Here is an 18,067-nt window from a genome sequence, read left to right on the forward strand (position 1 = left end):
GGTCCTTCCGAACCGCGCCAGCATGGGCGACGCGCAGGGAGTCGGGAAGCCGGAGGCGGCCTCAGGCCGCGGCGCGCTGGGCCTCCGTGGGCGGGCCCACGGTGAAGGCGGCGAGCAGCTGGCCGAGGTCGCCGGTCTGGCTGCGGAGGGCATGGGTGGCGGCGGTGGTCTGCTCGACCATGGCCGCGTTCTGCTGGGTCATCTGGTCCATCTGGTTCACGGCCAGGTTCACCTCGTGCAGGCCCGTGGACTGCTCCTGGGCCGAGGCTGCGATCTCGGTCATCAGGGTGTCGATCTCGGCCACCTGGGTGACGATGGCCTGCAGGGCCTCGCCGGTCTGGCCGACCAGGCCGACCCCCTGCTCCACCTGGGAGCTCGAGGCGGAGATCAGCGCCTTGATCTCCTTGGCGGCGTCGGCGGAGCGCTGGGCGAGCGCCCGGACTTCCGAGGCGACGACCGCGAAGCCGCGGCCGGCGTCGCCGGCCCGGGCCGCTTCGACCCCGGCGTTCAGGGCCAGGAGATTGGTCTGGAACGCGATCTCGTCGATGACGCCGATGATCTGGGTGATCTGGCGCGAGGACTGCTCGATCTCGCCCATGGCTTCCACCGCCTCGCCGACCACCTGGCCCGAGCGCTCGGCCTGGGCCTTGGCGGCGGCCACGACGCCGCTGGCCTGGCGGGCGCCCTCGGCGGTGCGCCGGACGGTGGCGGTGATCTGTTCGAGCGCGGCGGCGGTCTCCTCCAGGCTGGCGGCCTGCTGCTCGGTGCGGCGGGCGAGGTCGTCGGCGGCCGCGCCGATCTCGTCGGCGCCGCCTGCCACGGAGTCGGTGGAGGCCGAGACGGCGGCGATGGCCTGCTCCAGCGCCGCCACGGCGGTGTTGAAATCAGCCTTCAGCCCCTCGAACTCCGGCGGCATCTGGCGCTCCAGGCGCGCGCCTAGGTCGCCGCCGGCCAGGCGGGCGAGCGCGTCGCCGAGGGCGGCCACCACGGCGGCCTGGGCCTGTTCGGTGGTCCGGCGCTCGGCCTCCAGCCGCTCGCGCTCCGCGGCCAGGGTCTCGAGGTAGACGGAGATGGCGAAATCCATGTCGAGCATGGCGGCCTTGAGCAGGGCGCCGACGGCCTCGGCGGCATCGTCGGCGCCGCCCTTGCGGCCCAGCACGCCTTTGGGCCACATCTCGCGGATCACCGCCGCCGTGAGCTTCTCGCAGATCAGGGCGTAGCCGCCGATGTACCAGCGCGGCTCCAGGCCGAGCCGCGCGTGCGCCTGGCCGATGGCCCGGACGTTGCCGACGTAGGCCTCGTCGAACCGGCCGTCGAGGATCCCGGACCAGTGCGCCTGCTGGCGGCTGCTGGCGGCATCGATGTGGGCGTCGTCGCTGAAGAAGGCCCGGGTGTGCGGCGTGGCGCGGACCTTGGCGTAGAAGTCGCCGAGCGCGCGGGGCAGCTCGGCCTGGATCAGGGGCTTGAGGGACCGCAGCGTCTCGCCGGCGGCGGCGTCGAGACCGACGAAATCAAGCCTTTGATTAACCTGATAATCATGAGCCATGACACCAATTCCCCTACGGTGATTGTGGGAATTGAACCCGTCCGCTTTAAGGTGCGATTAATGCCGTCGGGTGACGGCGCGTCAGAACAGGACGAAGGCCTGCCAGCCGGCGAGCGCAACCACCAGCAGGCCCACGATCCAGGTCAGCAGCCGGTGCGGCAGCACCTTGGTCATCCAGCCGGCGATCGGCGCGGCGGCCACGCCGCCGGCGATCAGCCCGGCGAGCGACCAGAGCAGGCCGCGCAGGCCCGCGGTCTCCCAGTGGCCGCTGAGCAGGGCGCCCAGGAAGGCGGCCGAGGTGGCGGCGGCGACGAACAGCTCCGCAGTGTTGGTGGTGCCGATGGCCTTGCGGGGATCCGCGCCAGCGCCAAGCAGGGTCGAGGTGACCACCGGCCCCCAGCCGCCGCCGCCCACCGCGTCGAAGAAGCCGCCGGCCAGGCCCAGCGGGAAGGGCGAGCGCCACGAGAATACCCGCGGCCGGGTTCCCTTCCAGGCGCGCCACAGGATGACCAGGCCCATCAGCCCCAGCCAGGCGACCACGTAGGGCTTGATCGCATCGCCGCTCACCGAAGTCAGGACATAGGCCCCGAAGACGCCGCCCAGGACGCCGCCCAGGGTCAGCAGCCTCAGCAGCCGCCAGTCGATGTTGCGGTAGTAGAGGTGCGAGAGCCCCGAGGCGGCCCCGGTGAAGACCTTGGCCGCGTGCACGCTGGCCGAGGCGTTGGCCGGGCTCACGCCCACGCTGAGCAGGACGGTGGTCGACACCACGCCATAGGCCATGCCCAGCGCGCCATCGACGAGCTGGGCGGCGAAGCCGACGGCGGCGAAGAGCCAGAAATCCGGTGTCACGGCGTGGCGACTAATCGAGCAAGGCCGGTCCGGCCAGCCCAGTTCCTCTAACAGCGACGCTAGAAGAGGCGCCGTCCGGCGCCGAAGAAAAGAGGGGGATGGCGTTACGGCCACGAAAAAAGGGCGGGACCGAAGTCCCGCCCTCCATCGGCCTTAGCTGGGGCCCGGCGCCCGGTCAGGCGGCGAGCTTCCAGTTCGGCTCGAGCACCACGTGCGGGGGGCACGGGGCGACCTCGGTCTGCGGCAGGCCAGCGATCTCGTTGGCGAAGCCGTGGTTCACGTCCCGGTGGTGGGCCTCGTCGGCGCGGACCACCTCGACCACGTCACGCAGGGTGGCGTCGGCCGGCAGGTTCCAGTAGCGGAGGGCGATCTCCGGGGCGGCGACGTTCTCGCTGCGGCCGTCGTCGATCTCGGCGAGGTAGTGGGTGTAGCTGATCACCGCCTCCTCCTCGAAGTAGCCCACCACCCTGTGCGCGGTCTTCGAGGAGACCAGATAGAGGCCGAAGAAGAACAGGTAGAAGACCCACTGGGCGGCCACGACGACGAAGCGCTCGAAGGCCGTCGGCTTGGCCACCTCGATGAAGGTCATCAGGTGCATGCGCTCGTTTTCGGCCTCGTCCATCAGGGTCTTGATCCACCCCTTGTCGTCTTCCATGCGGCGCAGGCACTTCAGGTGATTGAGGGTGGCGCCGACCATTCCGGGCACGGCGGCGACGGTCTCCAGCACCACCGCGCGGTGGCCGTAGCGCTTGGCGAAGAAGGTGTCGGCGCAGAAGCGCAGTGCCTTTACGAAGCCAAAGGCGACACGATCGGAGAGGCCCTTGGGGGCATGGTGGACGGAGAGGTCGACGAGGGGGGCGGTCATCACGCTACTCACTTCTGGTCTGACGGAAATCGCGGAGCCGCGGTTCGTCGCGGCGATGACGGCTAGATAGAGGCCGCCCCGAGCCGGGGATATTCGGGGCGTCTCCTTACGGGTTTCCCCGTAGGCGCCGGCGCGGGTCCGTAGAATCCCCTAGGGGCGGCTCCCGAATTTCCCGCGGGTGGACGACGCGTCATGTCTCCCGTCACAGACACGGGAGCCCGACATGACCGGCCAAGACCTTTTCCTGATCCTCGTGGTGGCGTCCTACGCGGTGTTCGGCGTCGCGCTGTTCGGCGTGTCCACCTGGCAGCGCCTGGGCCGCTAGGCGCTCAGTTGTTCGCGGTCCGGTAGCGGACCGCGAACAGGCGGCAGGCGTCGGGATAGCCCTGCAGGGTGCTGGTGCTGATGGTCCGCCTGAAGCCCATCTCCACCCGCAGTTCGCAGAAGTAGGGCTTATCCTCGGCGACGTAATGGCGGCGCCAGACGTAGGTCCGCTTCCCATCGAGGACGAGGTACTCCGCCCACGGTCCGTAGAGGCCGACCGCCGTGTCCAGTTCCTGGCCGGACAGCGCGCTGCCGCCGCTCACCTCGCCCAGCGTCTGGCAGCCGGCGAGCGCGGCGAACGCAGCGATGCCCAGTGCGCGCAGCATGAAGATACCCCCGCGGCCATATAGCCACGTTCGGCGACGTGCGTCACCCGGGCCGGCGTTCAGACGGGCGTGTCGCCCGCCACCGTGGTGCGGTGCATGACCCTGAGATGGCCGTCGTAGCCGCCTTCGGCCAGGTGCATGGTGCAGCGGTTGTCCCACATCAGCAGCATGGCGGGCCGCCACCTGTGGCGGTAGACGAACTCGTCCTGGACCATGTGGGCGAACAGGAAGCCCAGCACCGCCTGGCTCTCCTTCGGCGTCAGGCCCTCGATCCCCACCGTGTAGACGGGCGACACGAACAGCGACTTCCGGCCCGTCACCGGATGGGTGCGCACCAGCGGGTGGGCGAGCGTCTCGTCGGCTTCCTCCGAGACGATGATCTGCATGGTCCGCTTCTCGGTCTCCCGGGCGAAGACGCCCTTCGTCCCGTAGGCGCGGCCGGCGGAATGGACGGCCCGCAGCGGCGCGAGCATGGCCTGCATGGTCGGCGACAGCGCCTCGCAAGCCCGCGTGCAGTCGCAGAACAGGGTGTCGCCGCCGACCGGCGGGACGACCTCGGACCGCAGCAAGGTGGCGGCGGGCGGCTGCGGCTGGAAGCTCCAGTCCGAGTGCCAGCCGGCGCCGAAGTTGGTGGCCTTCTCGTCCGGCTCGCGGCGCAGCTCCAACACGTTGGGGTGGCCGGGCATGGGCTTGATGAATGGATCCTTGCCGAACGGCCCGATCTGCAAGGTGAAGGCCTCGAGCTGCTCGAGCGTGAGAGGCTGGTCGGGGAAGGCCAGGACGGCGTGCCGCGCCCAGGCGGCCTTCACCTGGTCCAGGATCTCCGGCGGCAGCGGCCGGGAGAGGTCGAGGCCCCTCACCTCCGCGCCGAAGCCGGACGTCTGCGGCGTCACCTCGATGGCGGTGGCTTCGGCGAGCATGGCGGCCTCCCTATCCGGCCTGCCCGGGCGCGCGGGTGAGCGCCTTGAGGTAGGTCTGCATGTCGAAATAGTCCCGCCACACCTTGATCCTCCCGCCCTGCATCTCAAATACCCCGCAGCACGGCAGGTTGACGGCCTTGTCGCCGACCAGGGTGCGGTCGAGCCGTTCGGCGACCACCACGTCGCCCTTAGAGATCAGGGTCAGGACGTCCCATTCGGTGGAGGTCCAGCTCCCGATGAAGCCTGCGATGAAGGCCCGCAGGTTCTCTCGCCCCGCCACCGGCTGCGCGGGCATGTTGTGGTAGACGCCGTCCGGCGTGAAGAACTCCACCAGTTCGTCCGGGTCCAGCCTGGACCAGGCCTGGATGAAGTTCCGGATGACCGTCTCGTTGTCGCCCATGGCCGCGCCCTCCCGTCTGCGTCCCGGCGTCTGGCTGCGCCGGCTTTCGTCCACTCTGCGGTTTGCTTCCGCTCCGGCAAGACTGTAATCGAACCCCGCCATGGCCGCATTCGACAGCACCGAAGACAAGCTCGTCTCCCTGGTCCCGGACCGGACCGTCTCCTCACGCGACACGTTCGGCGTGGACTTCGACATGCAGGTCCCGGCGTTCAGCGAGCGCGACCCGCACGTCCCCGACGTGGACGAGGCCTACAAGTTCGACCCTGAGACGACGCGCGCGATCCTCGCCGGCTTCGCCTTCGACCGCCGCGTCATGGTCCAGGGCTATCACGGCACCGGCAAGTCGACCCACATCGAGCAGGTGGCGGCGCGGCTGAACTGGCCGATGATCCGGGTGAACCTGGACAGCCACATCAGCCGCATCGACCTGGTCGGCAAGGACGCCATCGTCCTGAAAGAAGGCAAGCAGGTCACCGAGTTCCGCGAAGGCATCCTGCCCTGGGCGATCCAGCGGCCGATCGCGCTCGTGTTCGACGAGTACGACGCCGGCCGGCCGGACGTGATGTTCGTGATCCAGCGCGTGCTGGAGGCCTCGGGCAAGCTCACCCTCTTGGACCAGAACCGGGTGATCCGCTCGAACCCCTATTTCCGGCTGTTCTCCACGACCAACACCATCGGCCTGGGCGACACCACCGGCCTCTATCACGGCACCCAGCAGATCAATCAGGCGCAGATGGACCGCTGGTCCATCGTCACCACGCTCAACTACCTCAGCCACGAGGTGGAGGCCGAGATCGTGCTGGCCAAGGCGCCCGGCTACCAAAACCCGGACGGCCGCCGGACCATCAACGCCATGGTCCGCGTCGCCGACATGACCCGCAACGCCTTCATGAACGGGGACATCTCCACGGTCATGAGCCCGCGGACGGTGATCACCTGGGCCCAGAACGCCGAGATCTTCGGCGGCGACATCGCGCTCGCGTTCCGGATGACCTTCCTGAACAAGTGCGACGAGCTGGAGCGCGGCACCGTCGCCGAGTTCTTCCAGCGCGCCTTCGGCCAGGACCTGCCGGAGAGCACGGCGCGGGTGCGGGTGGCTTAAGAGCCGCTCATCCCCGTGTCACCCCGGAAGGTCGCGCCAGCGGCTTGTCGGGACCCATACGCACCGCCCCCCTGACCTGAGTTCATCGGTCCGGCGCTTCTTCGCCGTGGCCGGCTGCCACCTATCGGGGCACTGGACGGCTCCGCTCCGCCGCGCGATCATCAAACCCATTCTTCGAACGATATTGCTGGGGGAAACGATGATCAGGATGACGCTCGCGGCGCTTGCGCTCGCGGCCGGTTTCGGCGCCGGGGCCCCGCAGGCCCAGACGGCCGCGCCGCAGAAGAACGACTACGCCGACAAGGCCAACTGGCTGTGCATCCCGGGCAAGGCGAACGACGCCTGCTCGATCGACCTGACCACCACGGTGGTGAAGGCGGACGGCACGGCCTCGGTCGAACAGTTCAAGGCCGACCCCAAGGCGCCGATCGACTGCTTCTACGTCTATCCGACGGTCTCCACCGACCCGGGCGTGGTCTCCGACATGACCGCCAACGCCGAGGAACTGAACGTGGTGAAGCAGCAGCTCGCCCGCTTCGGCTCCAAGTGCCGGATCTTCGCCCCGCTCTACCGGCAGGTGACGCTGACCGCCCTGCGCGCCGGCATCGCCGGGACGCCCCTGCCCGGCTCCACCGATCCCGCCGTGCGGCAGGTGGGCCTCAACGACGTGGTCGACGCCTGGAACTGGTACCTGGCCAACGAGAACAAGGGCCGCGGCGTGGTGCTGATCGGCCACTCCCAGGGCTCGGGCGTGCTGCAGCGGATGATCCCCCAGGAGATCGAGGGCAAGCCGGTGCAGAAGCAACTGGTCTCGGCCCTGATCCTCGGCTCGAACCTGCCGGTCGAGGCCGGCAAGGACACCGGCGCCTTCAAGACCATCCCCCTGTGCAGGTCGGCCGGTCAAACCGGCTGCGCCATCTCCTACGTCACCTTCCGCGACAACGTCCCGCCGCCGGCTGTCAGCCGGTTCGGCAAGGTCCCCACCGCGGGCATGGAGGCGGCCTGCACCAACCCCGCGGCGCTCGCGGGCGGGAAGGGCGAGCTGAAGGCCTATCACAGCAACGGCATGGCGATCGCCTCGTCCTCGGTGGCGGCTCCCGAGTGGGTGAAGGGCAAGCCGCAGCCGGCGACGCCGTTCGTGGCCACGCCCGGCCTGCTCACCGGCCAGTGCGTCTCCAAGGACGGCTTCAACTATCTGGAGGTGAAGGTGAACGCCGACCCGGCCGACCCGCGCACCGACGACATCTCCGGCGACGTGGTCAACGCCGGCCAAGTGATGAAGGACTGGGGCCTGCACCTGATCGATGTGAACGTCGCCATTGGCAACCTGGTCGACGTCGTGGGCGAGCAGGCCAAGGCCTACCTGGCGAAGGCGAACTAGCGCCGCGCAATGAAAAACGCCCGCTCTCCAGGTGGAGAGCGGGCGCTCTTTCTTTCCGTGGGCCGTGGCCGCTAACGGGTCATCTTTCGTCCGGCCATCAGGCCCATGACGAGGAAGACCAGGAAGCCAACCACGAACAGGAAGAACAGGATCTTGGCGATGCCCGCCGAGGCGCCCGCAATACCCCCGAAGCCGAGGGCGCCGGCGACCAGCGCGACGATCGCAAAGATCAGAGCCCACTTCAGCATGGCGCTCTCCTATGACTGCGAGCCCTTGTTCGGCTCGGGGACGCAAACGCAGGCTTGGCCGGGGCGTTCCGAAAGTGTCGGACTCGTGACGTGAACGGAGCGATCGCGCGGCGGCGCGGATTGGGGCGCGCAACTTCCTTGTTTCGCGCCGCGTCAGCCCTGATCTAAGACGACAGACATGGCGAAGAACCCCGAAAGCCCCCTGGAGCCGTTCAAGCGGGCCCTGGCGCACGCGGCGCGATCGCTCGCCGAGACGCCGGACCTGGAAATCGTCTACTCCGGCGAGGGGCCGCAGCTTTCGGGCAAGCGGGCGGTGCTGCCCCATCCGCCGCGGGACCTGACGCCCGGCGACGCCGCGCGCATCCGCGGCCTGGCCGACCAGATGGCCCTGCGGATCGCCCACCACGACGCGGCCGCGCATGCGAAGACCCGGCCCGCCTCGGCCATGGGCCAGCCGATCTACGACGGCATCGAGCAGGCCCGCATCGAGGCGATCGGCGCCAACGCCATGGGCGGGGTGCGCGAGAACCTGAAGGCGGTGATGGACCAGGCCTGGGCCAAGCGCAGCTTCAACCAGGTGGAGGCCCTGGCCAACCCGCCGATGGCGGAGGTGGTCTCGCTGATGGTCCGCGAGCGGCTGACCGGCGAGAAGCCGCCGCCGATGGCCCAGCCGCTGGTCAACATGTTCCGCGAGGAGGTGGAGGCCAAGGCCGGCGCCGACCTCGACCGCCTGGCCGGGGTGATCGACGACCAGAAGGCCTTCGCCAAGGTGGCCCGCGCCATCCTGCGCGACCTGAAGATGGGGGACGACCTCTCCGACGCGCCCGAGCAGCCCGAGCAGGACGAGGATTCCGAGGAAGGCGAGCCCGAGTCGAGCGAGGACCAGGACGAGGGCGACGGCGAGGGCCAGTCGCCGCAGCAGACGGCCATGGACGAGTCCGAGGCGACCCACCGCGAGAGCGAGGACGCCGACAGCCAGATGATGCAGGCGGAGGAGGATCCCGACGCCGAGGACACCGACGAGCCGCCGGACATGGGCGAGGGCGAGCAGCCGGCCCGGCCCGACCTGAAGGGCGAGCCCAAGGTCCCGACGTACAAGGTGTTCACCACCGCCCACGACGAGATCGTGGCCGCCGAGGAGCTCTGCGACGCCGAGGAGCTGACCCGGCTGCGCGCCTACCTCGACCAGCAGCTCGCCAGCCTGTCGAACGTGGTCTCGCGTCTCGCCAACCGGCTCCAGAGGAAGCTGCTGGCCCAGCAGAACCGCTCGTGGACCTTCGACCTGGAGGAGGGCCTGCTGGACGTGGCGCGCCTCACCCGGGTGATCACCGACCCCACCGCGCCCCTCTCCTTCAAGGAGGAGGACGACACCGAGTTCCGCGACACGGTGGTGACCATCCTGATCGACAATTCCGGCTCCATGCGCGGCCGGCCGATCATGGTGGCGGCGGTCTGCGCCGACATCCTGGCCCGCACGCTCGAGCGCTGCGGCGTGAAGACCGAGATCCTCGGCTTCACCACCCGCGCCTGGAAGGGCGGCCAGTCCAGGGAAGACTGGCTGAAGGCCGGCAAGCCCGCCCAGCCGGGGCGGCTGAACGACCTTCGCCACATCATCTACAAGGCCGCCGACGCTCCGTGGCGCCGCGCCCGGCGCAACCTCGGCCTGATGATGCGCGAGGGGCTGCTGAAGGAGAACATCGACGGCGAGGCCCTGATGTGGGCGCACCAGCGCCTGATCGGCCGGCCCGAGCAGCGGCGCATCCTGATGGTGATCTCCGACGGGGCCCCGGTGGACGACTCGACGCTTTCGGTGAACTCCGGCCACTACCTGGAGCGCCACCTGCGCGAGGTGATCTCCGAGATCGAGGCCAAAAGCCCGGTGCAGTTGATCGCCATCGGCATCGGTCACGACGTGACCCGCTACTACCGGCGCGCCGTGACCATCGTCGACGTGGAGCAGCTGGCCGGCGCGATCACCGACCAGCTCGCCGAGCTGTTCGACGAGGAGCCCAGGCGGGTCACCCGGCGGACCGCGGGCCTGCTGCAGCCGCCGCCGAACACCCAGGGGCCCTCCGGGCCGGCCCGCCGCTCGACCTTCAAGGAAGTCCGGAGAGCCGTGGCGTGAGGCGCCTTGGGGGGCTCGTCCTCGCGCTCCTCCTCGCCGCCTGCGCGCCGGTCGCGCCGCTTCCCGACGCGCCGCTGCCCGGCGGCCCTGGAATCGCCGTCGCGGCGCGGGCGATCCCGCAGGGACCGGCGGACTGGCGGCCCGCGAAGGACGGCTTCACCTGGGCGGGCGGGCTCGAGCTCACCTCCCCGGCCACCTCCCGCCTCCACGGCCTGTCGGACCTGGAGGTCCGCCCCGACGGACGGCTGGTGGCGGTCAGCGACGAGGGCGACCTGCTGACGGCCCGCCTGGTGCTGGACCGGGCCGGGCGGCTGGTCGGGGTCGCCGACGCCGAGCTGAAACCCCTGTCGGCCCTCGACGGGCGGCCCATCGAGAGCAAGCAATGGGGGGACTCGGAGGGGCTGGCCCTGCTGCCGTCCGGCGACATGCTGGTCAGCTTCGAGCTGCGCCACCGGATCTGGCTCTATCCGGCTGCGGGCGGCCCCCCTCGCGAGGTGGCGTCCCCGCAGGCGCCCCTGCCGCCCAACGGCGGGATGGAGGCGCTGTCCGCCGACCCCGACCGGGGGCCCGACGCCTATGTCACCGCCAGCGAGAACGAGGGCGAGACCTGGACCTGCCGGCTGGCTGCGCCGTGCGTCGCCGGCCCGCGGATCGACAAGCCGCCGGAGTTCGGGGTGGTGGCGGTGCGCACCCTGCCCGGCGGCCGCACGGCCTGGCTGCTGCGGGCGTTCAACCCGCTGATCGGCAACCGGATCGAGCTGCGGATCATCGACCGCGGCGGCGCGGTGGTCGGTCGTCACCTGATCCAGCGCCCGGCGACGATCGACAACTTCGAGGGAATGGCCGCCGTGCCCCGACGGGACGGGTCGGTGCGCTTCTATCTCGTCAGCGACGACAATTTCCAGCCGATCCAGCGGACCCTGTTGATCGCCCTCGACTGGCGGCCCTAGGCTGCGCCATGTGGCGCGCCGCCGGCCTTGTCTCCCTCCTCCTCGTGAGCCCCGCGGGCGCAGGCGCGCCGGAGGACGCGCGGGCCCTGGCCGCTGGCCAACGCCTGGTCCACGAACTGCGCACGGCGCCCGAAGGCGTCGTCCTGGACTGCATCTGGCCGGAGTGCGCCGCGCGCATCGCGCGCCTGGTCAGGGCCCCCGCGACCATCGCTGGTCCGGAGGCCTCCTGCGGGTTGGGCGTCAGTTATCGCCTCGAGCCGGGCGAGGCCTGCGCGTCGCTGTTCCTTGAAGCGCCCGAGGATCCGCATCTCGTCTGGCGGCTGACGATGACCGGCGCGGCGAAGCCGCGGCGGGACGGGACCTGGGACTGGGAGATCGACTGGGCCAGCCTCATCGCCCTTCCCAAGGTCAGCTTCTGACAGCGCCAAAGCAAAAGGGCCGCCCCTGAGGGCGGCCCTTTCGGAACGACACTCTGTTGTCGCGGTCAGGCGGCCGGGGCCTGCTCGGCGAGCTTGGCCTTCACCTGGCGCTTGATCTTCAGGGCGCGCGGGGAGAGCTCCTCGTCCTTGGCCTTGACCAGGAAGGCGTCGAGGCCGCCCCGGAAGTCCAGGGTGCGCAGCGCCGCATTGGTGATGCGCAGGCGGAAGGACTGGCCGAGCGCGTCCGACTGCAGGGTCGCGGGCGACAGGGCCGGCAGGAAGCGGCGCTTGGACTTGATGTTCGAGTGGCTCACATTGTGGCCGACCATCGGTCCGACACCCGTGAGTTCGCAACGGCGCGACATGGCGAGGTAACCTTCGCGTGGAAATGGGATCGGCGGACGACCTGTCCGCGCGAGGAGCGGGCGATATAGAGGAAGGCCCCCTTGCGCGTCAACCCGCAGCGACGGCGAAAACGCCCCGCGCAGCGCATGAGGCGGACTCGGAACGGCGAAGCTCGTTGTGGCTCAAAGCGACTCAAATACAATGGGTTGTAGGGAACAAAGGCCGAATCGCCGCGAGTCAGCGATTCGGTCATGATTCGTTTCGCGCGCGTTCCCGCGGTTCCGCCGCGTCGTTAATCCGGACCCCGTCGGCGGAGGATCCGACGATACGGGCTCCGCCGTCAGTCGGCGACGGCGACCTCGGTGAGCGGCTCGTGGCGGGCGACGAGGACCTCGGTGGCGTCGATGCGCCGCCCCTTGTCCATCAGCTCCAGGTGCACGTGGTCGGTCATGCCGCCGGGGTACTTCCCTTGCAGGCTGTAGACCTTGCCGATGGCGCGGCCGACGGCGACCGTGTCCCCCACCGCGACGCTCGGGTTGATGTAGAAGACGCGCGCGGCGTAGCGCAGGGCCGGGTTGGTGATCTCCACGAACCGCAGGTCGTCGTCGCCGGCGTAGGCGAAGCCGATCTTGGTGACGTAGCCGGAGATGGGGGCGACCACGGTCTGGCCGGCGTCGGCGACGAAGTCGACGCCCTCGTGGCGGCGCGAGCCGCCGTCGCGCCGCGCGCCATACTCCCCGTAGCCATAGGCGTCGTGGCCGCGGGTCTCCTGGCCGGTGGGGTTGGCGAAGTCGGGCTGGCCGTCACCGTCGACGTCCGCGCCGTCCCAGACCAGCTGGGTCGCCTGGGCGGCCGGGAAGATGGAGCCGCGCAGGTCGAGGTCCTGGACGGCCTCCGCCGCCGGGCCGCGGGCGGAGGTCAGGCCGACGCCGGGCCCGCCGGGGCTCGCCAGGGCCGCCGTTCCGGCCAGCAGGGCCGTGAACGCGATCGCCTGGGCGAATCGCTCCTTCGCCGACTCAGCGGCGCGCAGACGCATGCGCAGCATGTGGGTTCACCCTTCTCTCGATGTGACGCGAGCCGCGCCGGACATGTCGCCGGCTTCAGGGCTCACGGATGCCTGGTTTTTTTCGTGCGGCGCTTCACGCCGCGGGTCCGTCGAGGGGACGCCCCGGTATTGCCGGGGCATCAGGGCGGAATATGGGCAGCCGCCCGCAAAGCGCGATGCGACATCGGGCCGCCCCGCCGAACGCCGGTTGCCAAGCTTGAGCTCATGCCTTAAATAACTGACTGGTCAGTTATCAGGAGGAATGATGCTGCCCGCCGGCGCGCCCAAGTTCCGTCGCCGCAAGGCCGACCGGCCCGGCGAGATCGTCGGCGCCGCCATGGCGGTGTTCGCGGAGAAGGGCTTCGCGGCGGCCCGGCTGGACGAGATCGCCGCCCGCGCCGGCGTCTCCAAAGGGGCCGTCTACCTCTACTTCGAGACCAAGGAGGACATCTTCCGGGCCGTGGTGGAGCGGGCCATCGTCCCCAACGTGGCCGCGGCCCGGGCCATGCTCGCGGCCCATCCCGGCCCCTTCCCCGACCTCGTGCGCACGCTGGCCGGGCTGGTGGGCGGGCTGATCGACACCACCCCGATCGGCGGAGTGGCCAAGATGGTCATCGGCGAGGCCCGCAACTTCCCGGAGCTCGCCCGCATCTGGCACGACGAGCTGGTGGCCCACATGCTGGGCGCCTTCGCCGCGGCCGTGGAGGCCGCCCAGGCGCGCGGCGAGGTCCGGGCCGGCGACCCGCGCATCTACGCCCTGCAGCTCATCGCCCCGCTCCTGGTCGGCGTCATCTGGCGCGAGACCTTCGTGCCCGTGGGGGCGCCCGGCTTCGACATCCCCGCCCTGCTCGACCAGCACGTGGAGACCTACCTGAGGGGGATCGCCCCATGAACCACCAACGCCTGCTGGTGGCCGTGCTTGCGCTGCTGGCCGTGGCCATCGTCACCGCCCTCCTCCTGCGGCCCCGCTTCACCCGGGCGGAGACGCTCACCGGCTACATCGAGGGCGAGCCGCTCTACTTGGCCGCGCCGGTGGCCGGGACGGTGAAGGCCATGCACGTGGTCCGCGGCCAGGCGGTGAAGGCCGGTCAGCCGCTGTTCGTCGTCGATCCGGCCCAGCCCCGGGCGCTGGCCGAGCAGGCCGCCGCCGACGTGGCCGCCGCCGAGGCGCAGGCGCAGGACGCCCGCAAGGGCCAGCGGCCCGTGGAGCTCGCCATCCTCGAGGCCAACATCGCCGCCGCCGAGGCCGCCGCCCGGGAGGCGAACGCCAGCCTCCGACGGGTGGAGACGCTCGCGCGGCAGGGCATCTACGCCCAGGCCCGGCTCGACGACGCCCGCGCCGCCGCCCAGGCCGCCGACGCCCAGGCGCGGTCGGCGCGGCGTCAGCGTGACGCCGCCGCGCTGGGCGCCCGCGAGGACCAGGTGCGCGCCGCCGACGCCCGCGTGCGGCAGGCGCAGGCCGGGCTTTCCGGCGCCTCGGCGCGGCTGGCCGACGTGGCCCCCGCGGCCCCGGCCGACGCGCGGGTGGAGGAGGTCTTCTTCCAGCAGGGCGAGTGGGCGCCGGCAAACCAGCCGGTCCTCTCCCTCCTGCCCGAGGCGAGGATCAAGGTGCGGTTCTTCGTGCCGCAGAAGAACCTGGCCGCCTACCGGTCCGGCCGCACGGTGCGCTTCGCCTGCGACGGGTGTCCACCGGGTCTGACCGCCACCATCGCCTATGTGAGCCCAAGGCCCGAGTTCACCCCGCCGGTGATCTACAGCCGCGACGCCCGCGATCGGCTGGTCTACCTCGTGGAGGCCCGTCCCTCGGCCCGCCTCAACCCCGGCCAGCCGGTGGACGTGGAGCCGCTCAGGTGACGCTGGCCATCGACGTCCATGGGCTCAACAAGAGCTTTGGCGACAAGCACGTCGTCCAGGACGTCGACATGGCCGTGGCGCAGGGCCGGATCTGCGGCTTCCTGGGGCCCAACGGCTCGGGCAAGACGACGACGCTGCGGATGCTCTGTGGGCTGCTGACGCCGGATTCCGGCTCGGGCACGGCCCTCGGCTTCGACATCATCCGCGAGGCCGACGAGATCAAGCGGCGCACGGGCTACATGACCCAGCGGTTCTCGCTCTACGAGGACCTGACCATCGCCGAGAACCTGCAGTTCACCGCCCGGGTGTACGACCTCGACCGGCGGCGCGAGCGGGTGGACCGGGCGCTGGAGCGGCTGGGCCTGACGGAACGCCGCAACCAGCTCGCCGGCACGCTGTCCGGGGGCTGGAAGCAGCGGCTGGCGCTGGCCACGGCCACCCTGCACGAGCCCCGGCTCCTGCTGCTCGACGAACCCACGGCCGGCGTCGATCCCAAGGCCCGGCGGACCTTCTGGGACGAGATCCATGCGCTGTCGGAAGAGGGCCTGACCGTGCTGGTCTCCACCCACTACATGGACGAGGCCGAGCGCTGCCATGAGATCGCCTACATCTCCTACGGCCGGCTGATCGCCCGGGGCACGGCCGACGAGGTGGTGGCCGGGTCCGGCCTCTCCACCTTCCACGGCGAGGGGCCCGACGTGGGCAAGGCCGCCCGGGAGCTGGCCGGCAAGCCGGGGGTGGAGACGGTCGCCCCGTTCGGGGCCGCCCTCCACGTGAGCGGGGTGGACAGGTCCGCCCTGGAGGCCGCCATCGCGCCGCTGCGCAAGCCGCCCTGGGCGTGGAGCGAGGTGGAGCCCACCCTGGAGGACGTCTTCATCCACCTGATGGGCCAGGCCCAGGACAATTTCCGATGAAGGGGTTCTCCGCCAACCGGGTGCTGGCCGTGATGGCCAAGGAGTTCAAGCAGCTCACCCGCGACCGGCTGACCTACGCCATGATGCTGGCTATCCCGGTGATCCAGCTCCTGCTGTTCGGCTACGCGATCAACGCCCAGCCCCGCCACCTGCCGACCGCCGTCCTGGTGCAGGAGGACAGCGTCTTCGCCCGCTCGATCGTGGGGGCCCTGCAGAACTCCGCCTACTTCGACCTGGTCGCGCAGGCCCGCTCGACGGAGGACCTGGACCGGATGCTGCGGCAGGGCGAGATCACCTTCGCCGTGACCATCCCGGGCGACTTCACCGGGCGCGTGGCGCGCGGGGACGAGGCCCAGATCCTGATCGAGGCCGACGCCACGGACCCCACGGCCACCGGCGGCGCGGTGGCCGCCGCGGCCGCCCTGCCGGCCCAGGCCCTGGCCCACGACCTGAAGGGCGCGCTCGGGTCGCGGGCCCAGGCCAGGCCGCCGTTCGAGGTGGTGGTCCACAACCGCTACAATCCGGAGGCCATCACCTCCTACAACATCGTGCCGGGCCTCCTGGGCGTGATCCTCTCGATGACGCTCGTCATGATGACCGCGCTCAGCGTCACCCGCGAGGCCGAGCGGGGCACCATGGAGAGCCTGCTCGCCACCCCGCTCGAGCCGCTGGAGGTGATGATCGGCAAGCTCGCGCCCTACGTCCTGGTGGGCATGATCCAGACCCTGGTGATCCTGCTGCTCGCCCGCTTCATCTTCGGGGTGCCGATGCAGGGCGCGCCGCCGACGCTGGAGATCGGCATCAGCCTGTTCATCGTGGGCTCGCTGGCGCTGGGCTTCCTGATCTCCACCGTGGCCCGCTCGCAGCTGCAGGCCATGCAGATGAGCGTCTTCTACATCCTGCCCTCGATCCTGCTGTCGGGCTTCATGTTCCCGTTCCGCGGCATGCCGGAGTGGGCCCAGGCGATCGGCCAGGTGATCCCGGTCACCCATTTCCTGCGGGTGGTGCGCGGCGTGCTGTTGAAGGGCCAGGGGCTCGGAGACCTGTGGCCGGAGCTCGCCGCGCTGCTGGCCTTCGTCTGCGTGGTCACCGCCCTTGCCATCGCGCGTTACCGGCGCACGCTGGACTAGAAACGGCGAGGGAGGCCCCGCATGGCCTACGAGCTCTACTACTGGCCCACCATCCAGGGACGCGGCGAGTTCGTGCGGCTCGCGCTGGAGCAGGCCGGCGCGGACTATGTGGACGTCGGCCGGGACGGGCGAAGGGGCATGCGCGCCCTGCTGGAGGGGCTGGAGGACGAGGGCGCGGTCCGCCCGCCGTTCGCGCCGCCGTACCTGAAGGACGGCGAGGTGGTGGTCGGCCAGACGGCGGCGATCCTGCTCTACCTCGGCCCGCGGCTGGACCTGGCGCCCGGCGACGAGGCGGGGCGGCTGTGGACCCACCAGCTCCAGCTCACCCTCGCCGACCTGGTCGCCGAGGCCCACGACACCCACCACCCGGTCAGCGTCGACCTCTACTACGAGGACCAGAAGCCGGAGGCGGCCCGCCGCGCCGAGGCCTTCCGGCGCGAGCGGATCCCGAAGTTCCTGGGCTGGCTGGAGACCGTCCTGGCGCGCAATCCGGCCGGCTCCGGCTGGCTGGTGGGGGACAGGGTCACCTACGCCGACCTCTCCGCCTTCCAGGTGGTGGAGGGACTGCGCTACGCCTTCCCGCGGGCCACGGCGGCGGCGCTGGAGGCGACCCCCGTCCTGGCCGAGCTGGCCGAGCGGGTGCGGGCCCTGCCGCGGATCGCCGCCTACCTGACGAGCGACCGGCGCATCCCCTTCAACGAGGAAGGGATCTTCCGCCGCTATCCCGAGCTCGACGAGCCATCGTGAGTGGACGGGCCGGCCGCGTGCGCTAGTCTCCGTCGTCCCTCGAACGTCCAGGGACGCGCCCGCCCCCATGAACGCCCCCTCCGCTCCGTCCGTCGCCGACGAGCTGCGCCGCCTCCTTCCTCATGCGCATGCGCCCTATTCCGGGGTGCGCGTGGCCTGCGTGGTGGAGGGCGCCGACGGGCGGCTGCACTCCGGGGTCAATGTGGAGAACGCCGCCTATCCGCAGGGCGTCTGCGCCGAGGCCAGCGCCATCTCCGACATGGTGACGAAGGGCGGCAAGGCGATCGCCCGGATCTATGTCGCCTCCAGCCTGCCGGGCCTGATCTGGCCCTGCGGCGGGTGCCGGCAGAAGATCTTCGAGTTCGCGCAGTCCGGCTGCGAGGTGGTGTCCGTGGCCGCCGACGGCTCGACCGACAGCCGCACCATCGAGGAGCTGCTGCCACTGGGGTTCCGCCTAGACCCGCGGGGCTAGCCTTTTGACAGCTCCGGGAACGGAGGACCCGCTCGCGCGTCCTCCTTCACGGCGCAGGTGTTTGCGTAGGAGTTCAAAGGCGTTGCCCGGTCGCGAGGCGTTCCC

20 protein-coding genes are annotated in these 18,067 nt (G+C 70.7%); 11 read left to right on the plus strand and 9 right to left on the minus strand.

Annotated elements, in window-relative coordinates:
• Nucleotides 1-61 precede the first annotated feature (61 nt).
• The 6 genes from V7Z97_RS06025 to V7Z97_RS06050 form a co-directional block, all read right to left on the minus strand.
• On the minus strand, nucleotides 62-1,546 hold the full coding sequence (locus V7Z97_RS06025) for a methyl-accepting chemotaxis protein (protein ID WP_334162091.1): 1,485 nt from the start codon (nucleotides 1,544-1,546) through the stop codon (nucleotides 62-64).
• Between the two features lie 81 nt (nucleotides 1,547-1,627).
• Nucleotides 1,628-2,395, minus strand: a complete 768-nt coding sequence (locus V7Z97_RS06030; protein WP_334162092.1) for a sulfite exporter TauE/SafE family protein — start codon at nucleotides 2,393-2,395, stop codon at nucleotides 1,628-1,630.
• A 175-nt stretch (nucleotides 2,396-2,570) separates the two neighbouring features.
• Entirely contained in the window at nucleotides 2,571-3,260 is a 690-nt protein-coding gene (locus V7Z97_RS06035) for an alternative oxidase (RefSeq protein ID WP_334162093.1), read from the minus strand.
• Nucleotides 3,261-3,589: 329 nt separating this feature from the next.
• Nucleotides 3,590-3,910 (minus strand): hypothetical protein, encoded by a 321-nt coding sequence (locus V7Z97_RS06040; protein WP_334162095.1) that lies wholly within the window; start codon nucleotides 3,908-3,910, stop codon nucleotides 3,590-3,592.
• Between the two features lie 59 nt (nucleotides 3,911-3,969).
• Nucleotides 3,970-4,830, minus strand: a complete 861-nt coding sequence (locus V7Z97_RS06045) for a TauD/TfdA dioxygenase family protein (RefSeq protein ID WP_334162096.1) — start codon at nucleotides 4,828-4,830, stop codon at nucleotides 3,970-3,972.
• A gap of 10 nt (nucleotides 4,831-4,840) precedes the next feature.
• The gene (locus V7Z97_RS06050; RefSeq protein WP_334162097.1) at nucleotides 4,841-5,230 is read right to left on the minus strand and encodes a limonene-1,2-epoxide hydrolase family protein; all 390 of its coding nucleotides are present in this window, start codon (nucleotides 5,228-5,230) and stop codon (nucleotides 4,841-4,843) included.
• Nucleotides 5,231-5,330: 100 nt separating this feature from the next.
• On the opposite strand from V7Z97_RS06050, the gene cobS reads away from it, so the two are divergent.
• Nucleotides 5,331-6,332, plus strand: coding sequence for a cobaltochelatase subunit CobS (cobS, locus tag V7Z97_RS06055; protein WP_334162099.1), 1,002 nt, complete (start codon nucleotides 5,331-5,333; stop codon nucleotides 6,330-6,332).
• A 199-nt stretch (nucleotides 6,333-6,531) separates the two neighbouring features.
• The gene (locus V7Z97_RS06060; RefSeq protein WP_334162101.1) at nucleotides 6,532-7,713 is read left to right on the plus strand and encodes a DUF3089 domain-containing protein; all 1,182 of its coding nucleotides are present in this window, start codon (nucleotides 6,532-6,534) and stop codon (nucleotides 7,711-7,713) included.
• A gap of 71 nt (nucleotides 7,714-7,784) precedes the next feature.
• Here the strand turns inward: V7Z97_RS06060 and V7Z97_RS06065 are convergent, their stop codons facing one another.
• Entirely contained in the window at nucleotides 7,785-7,961 is a 177-nt protein-coding gene (locus V7Z97_RS06065) for a DUF1328 domain-containing protein (RefSeq protein WP_325460295.1), read from the minus strand.
• 178 nt (nucleotides 7,962-8,139) lie between these two features.
• Here V7Z97_RS06065 and cobT point away from each other — a divergent pair, with 178 nt between their 5' ends.
• From cobT to V7Z97_RS06080, 3 genes are read left to right on the plus strand one after another with little or no spacing between them, the layout of a single operon-like run.
• Nucleotides 8,140-10,086, plus strand: a complete 1,947-nt coding sequence (gene cobT / locus V7Z97_RS06070) for a cobaltochelatase subunit CobT (protein WP_334162103.1) — start codon at nucleotides 8,140-8,142, stop codon at nucleotides 10,084-10,086.
• Nucleotides 10,083-11,036, plus strand: a complete 954-nt coding sequence (locus tag V7Z97_RS06075; protein ID WP_334162104.1) for an esterase-like activity of phytase family protein — start codon at nucleotides 10,083-10,085, stop codon at nucleotides 11,034-11,036. The genes cobT and V7Z97_RS06075 overlap by 4 nt, the downstream gene beginning before the upstream one ends.
• An 8-nt stretch (nucleotides 11,037-11,044) precedes the next feature.
• Complete coding sequence (locus tag V7Z97_RS06080; RefSeq protein ID WP_334162106.1) at nucleotides 11,045-11,455, plus strand: hypothetical protein; 411 nt, start codon at nucleotides 11,045-11,047, stop codon at nucleotides 11,453-11,455.
• A 65-nt stretch (nucleotides 11,456-11,520) separates the two neighbouring features.
• On the opposite strand, the gene rpmB is transcribed toward V7Z97_RS06080, so the two are convergent.
• A complete protein-coding gene (gene rpmB / locus V7Z97_RS06085; RefSeq protein WP_334162107.1) occupies nucleotides 11,521-11,820 on the minus strand; it encodes a 50S ribosomal protein L28 in 300 nt (99 codons plus the stop codon).
• Between the two features lie 320 nt (nucleotides 11,821-12,140).
• Entirely contained in the window at nucleotides 12,141-12,845 is a 705-nt protein-coding gene (locus tag V7Z97_RS06090; RefSeq protein WP_334162109.1) for a M23 family metallopeptidase, read from the minus strand.
• 262 nt (nucleotides 12,846-13,107) lie between these two features.
• Here V7Z97_RS06090 and V7Z97_RS06095 point away from each other — a divergent pair, with 262 nt between their 5' ends.
• The 6 genes from V7Z97_RS06095 to cdd all read left to right on the plus strand — a co-directional run bounded on the left by V7Z97_RS06095 (nucleotide 13,108) and on the right by cdd (nucleotide 17,962).
• A complete protein-coding gene (locus V7Z97_RS06095) occupies nucleotides 13,108-13,737 on the plus strand; it encodes a TetR/AcrR family transcriptional regulator (RefSeq protein WP_334162111.1) in 630 nt (209 codons plus the stop codon).
• Nucleotides 13,734-14,699: an HlyD family secretion protein gene (locus V7Z97_RS06100; protein WP_334162112.1), complete on the plus strand. Its 966-nt coding sequence runs from the start codon at nucleotides 13,734-13,736 to the stop codon at nucleotides 14,697-14,699. Before V7Z97_RS06095 ends, V7Z97_RS06100 begins: the two co-directional genes overlap by 4 nt.
• Entirely contained in the window at nucleotides 14,696-15,613 is a 918-nt protein-coding gene (locus tag V7Z97_RS06105) for an ABC transporter ATP-binding protein (RefSeq protein ID WP_334162114.1), read from the plus strand. Before V7Z97_RS06100 ends, V7Z97_RS06105 begins: the two co-directional genes overlap by 4 nt.
• A complete protein-coding gene (locus V7Z97_RS06110; RefSeq protein ID WP_334162116.1) occupies nucleotides 15,610-16,743 on the plus strand; it encodes an ABC transporter permease in 1,134 nt (377 codons plus the stop codon). The genes V7Z97_RS06105 and V7Z97_RS06110 overlap by 4 nt, the downstream gene beginning before the upstream one ends.
• 21 nt (nucleotides 16,744-16,764) lie before the next feature.
• Nucleotides 16,765-17,490 (plus strand): glutathione S-transferase, encoded by a 726-nt coding sequence (locus V7Z97_RS06115; protein WP_334162118.1) that lies wholly within the window; start codon nucleotides 16,765-16,767, stop codon nucleotides 17,488-17,490.
• Nucleotides 17,491-17,557: 67 nt separating this feature from the next.
• Nucleotides 17,558-17,962, plus strand: coding sequence for a cytidine deaminase (gene cdd / locus V7Z97_RS06120; protein ID WP_334162119.1), 405 nt, complete (start codon nucleotides 17,558-17,560; stop codon nucleotides 17,960-17,962).
• Nucleotides 17,963-18,067: the final 105 nt, after the last annotated feature.

This window comes from Phenylobacterium sp. (genome assembly GCF_036821595.1).
GTDB lineage: Bacteria > Pseudomonadota > Alphaproteobacteria > Caulobacterales > Caulobacteraceae > Phenylobacterium.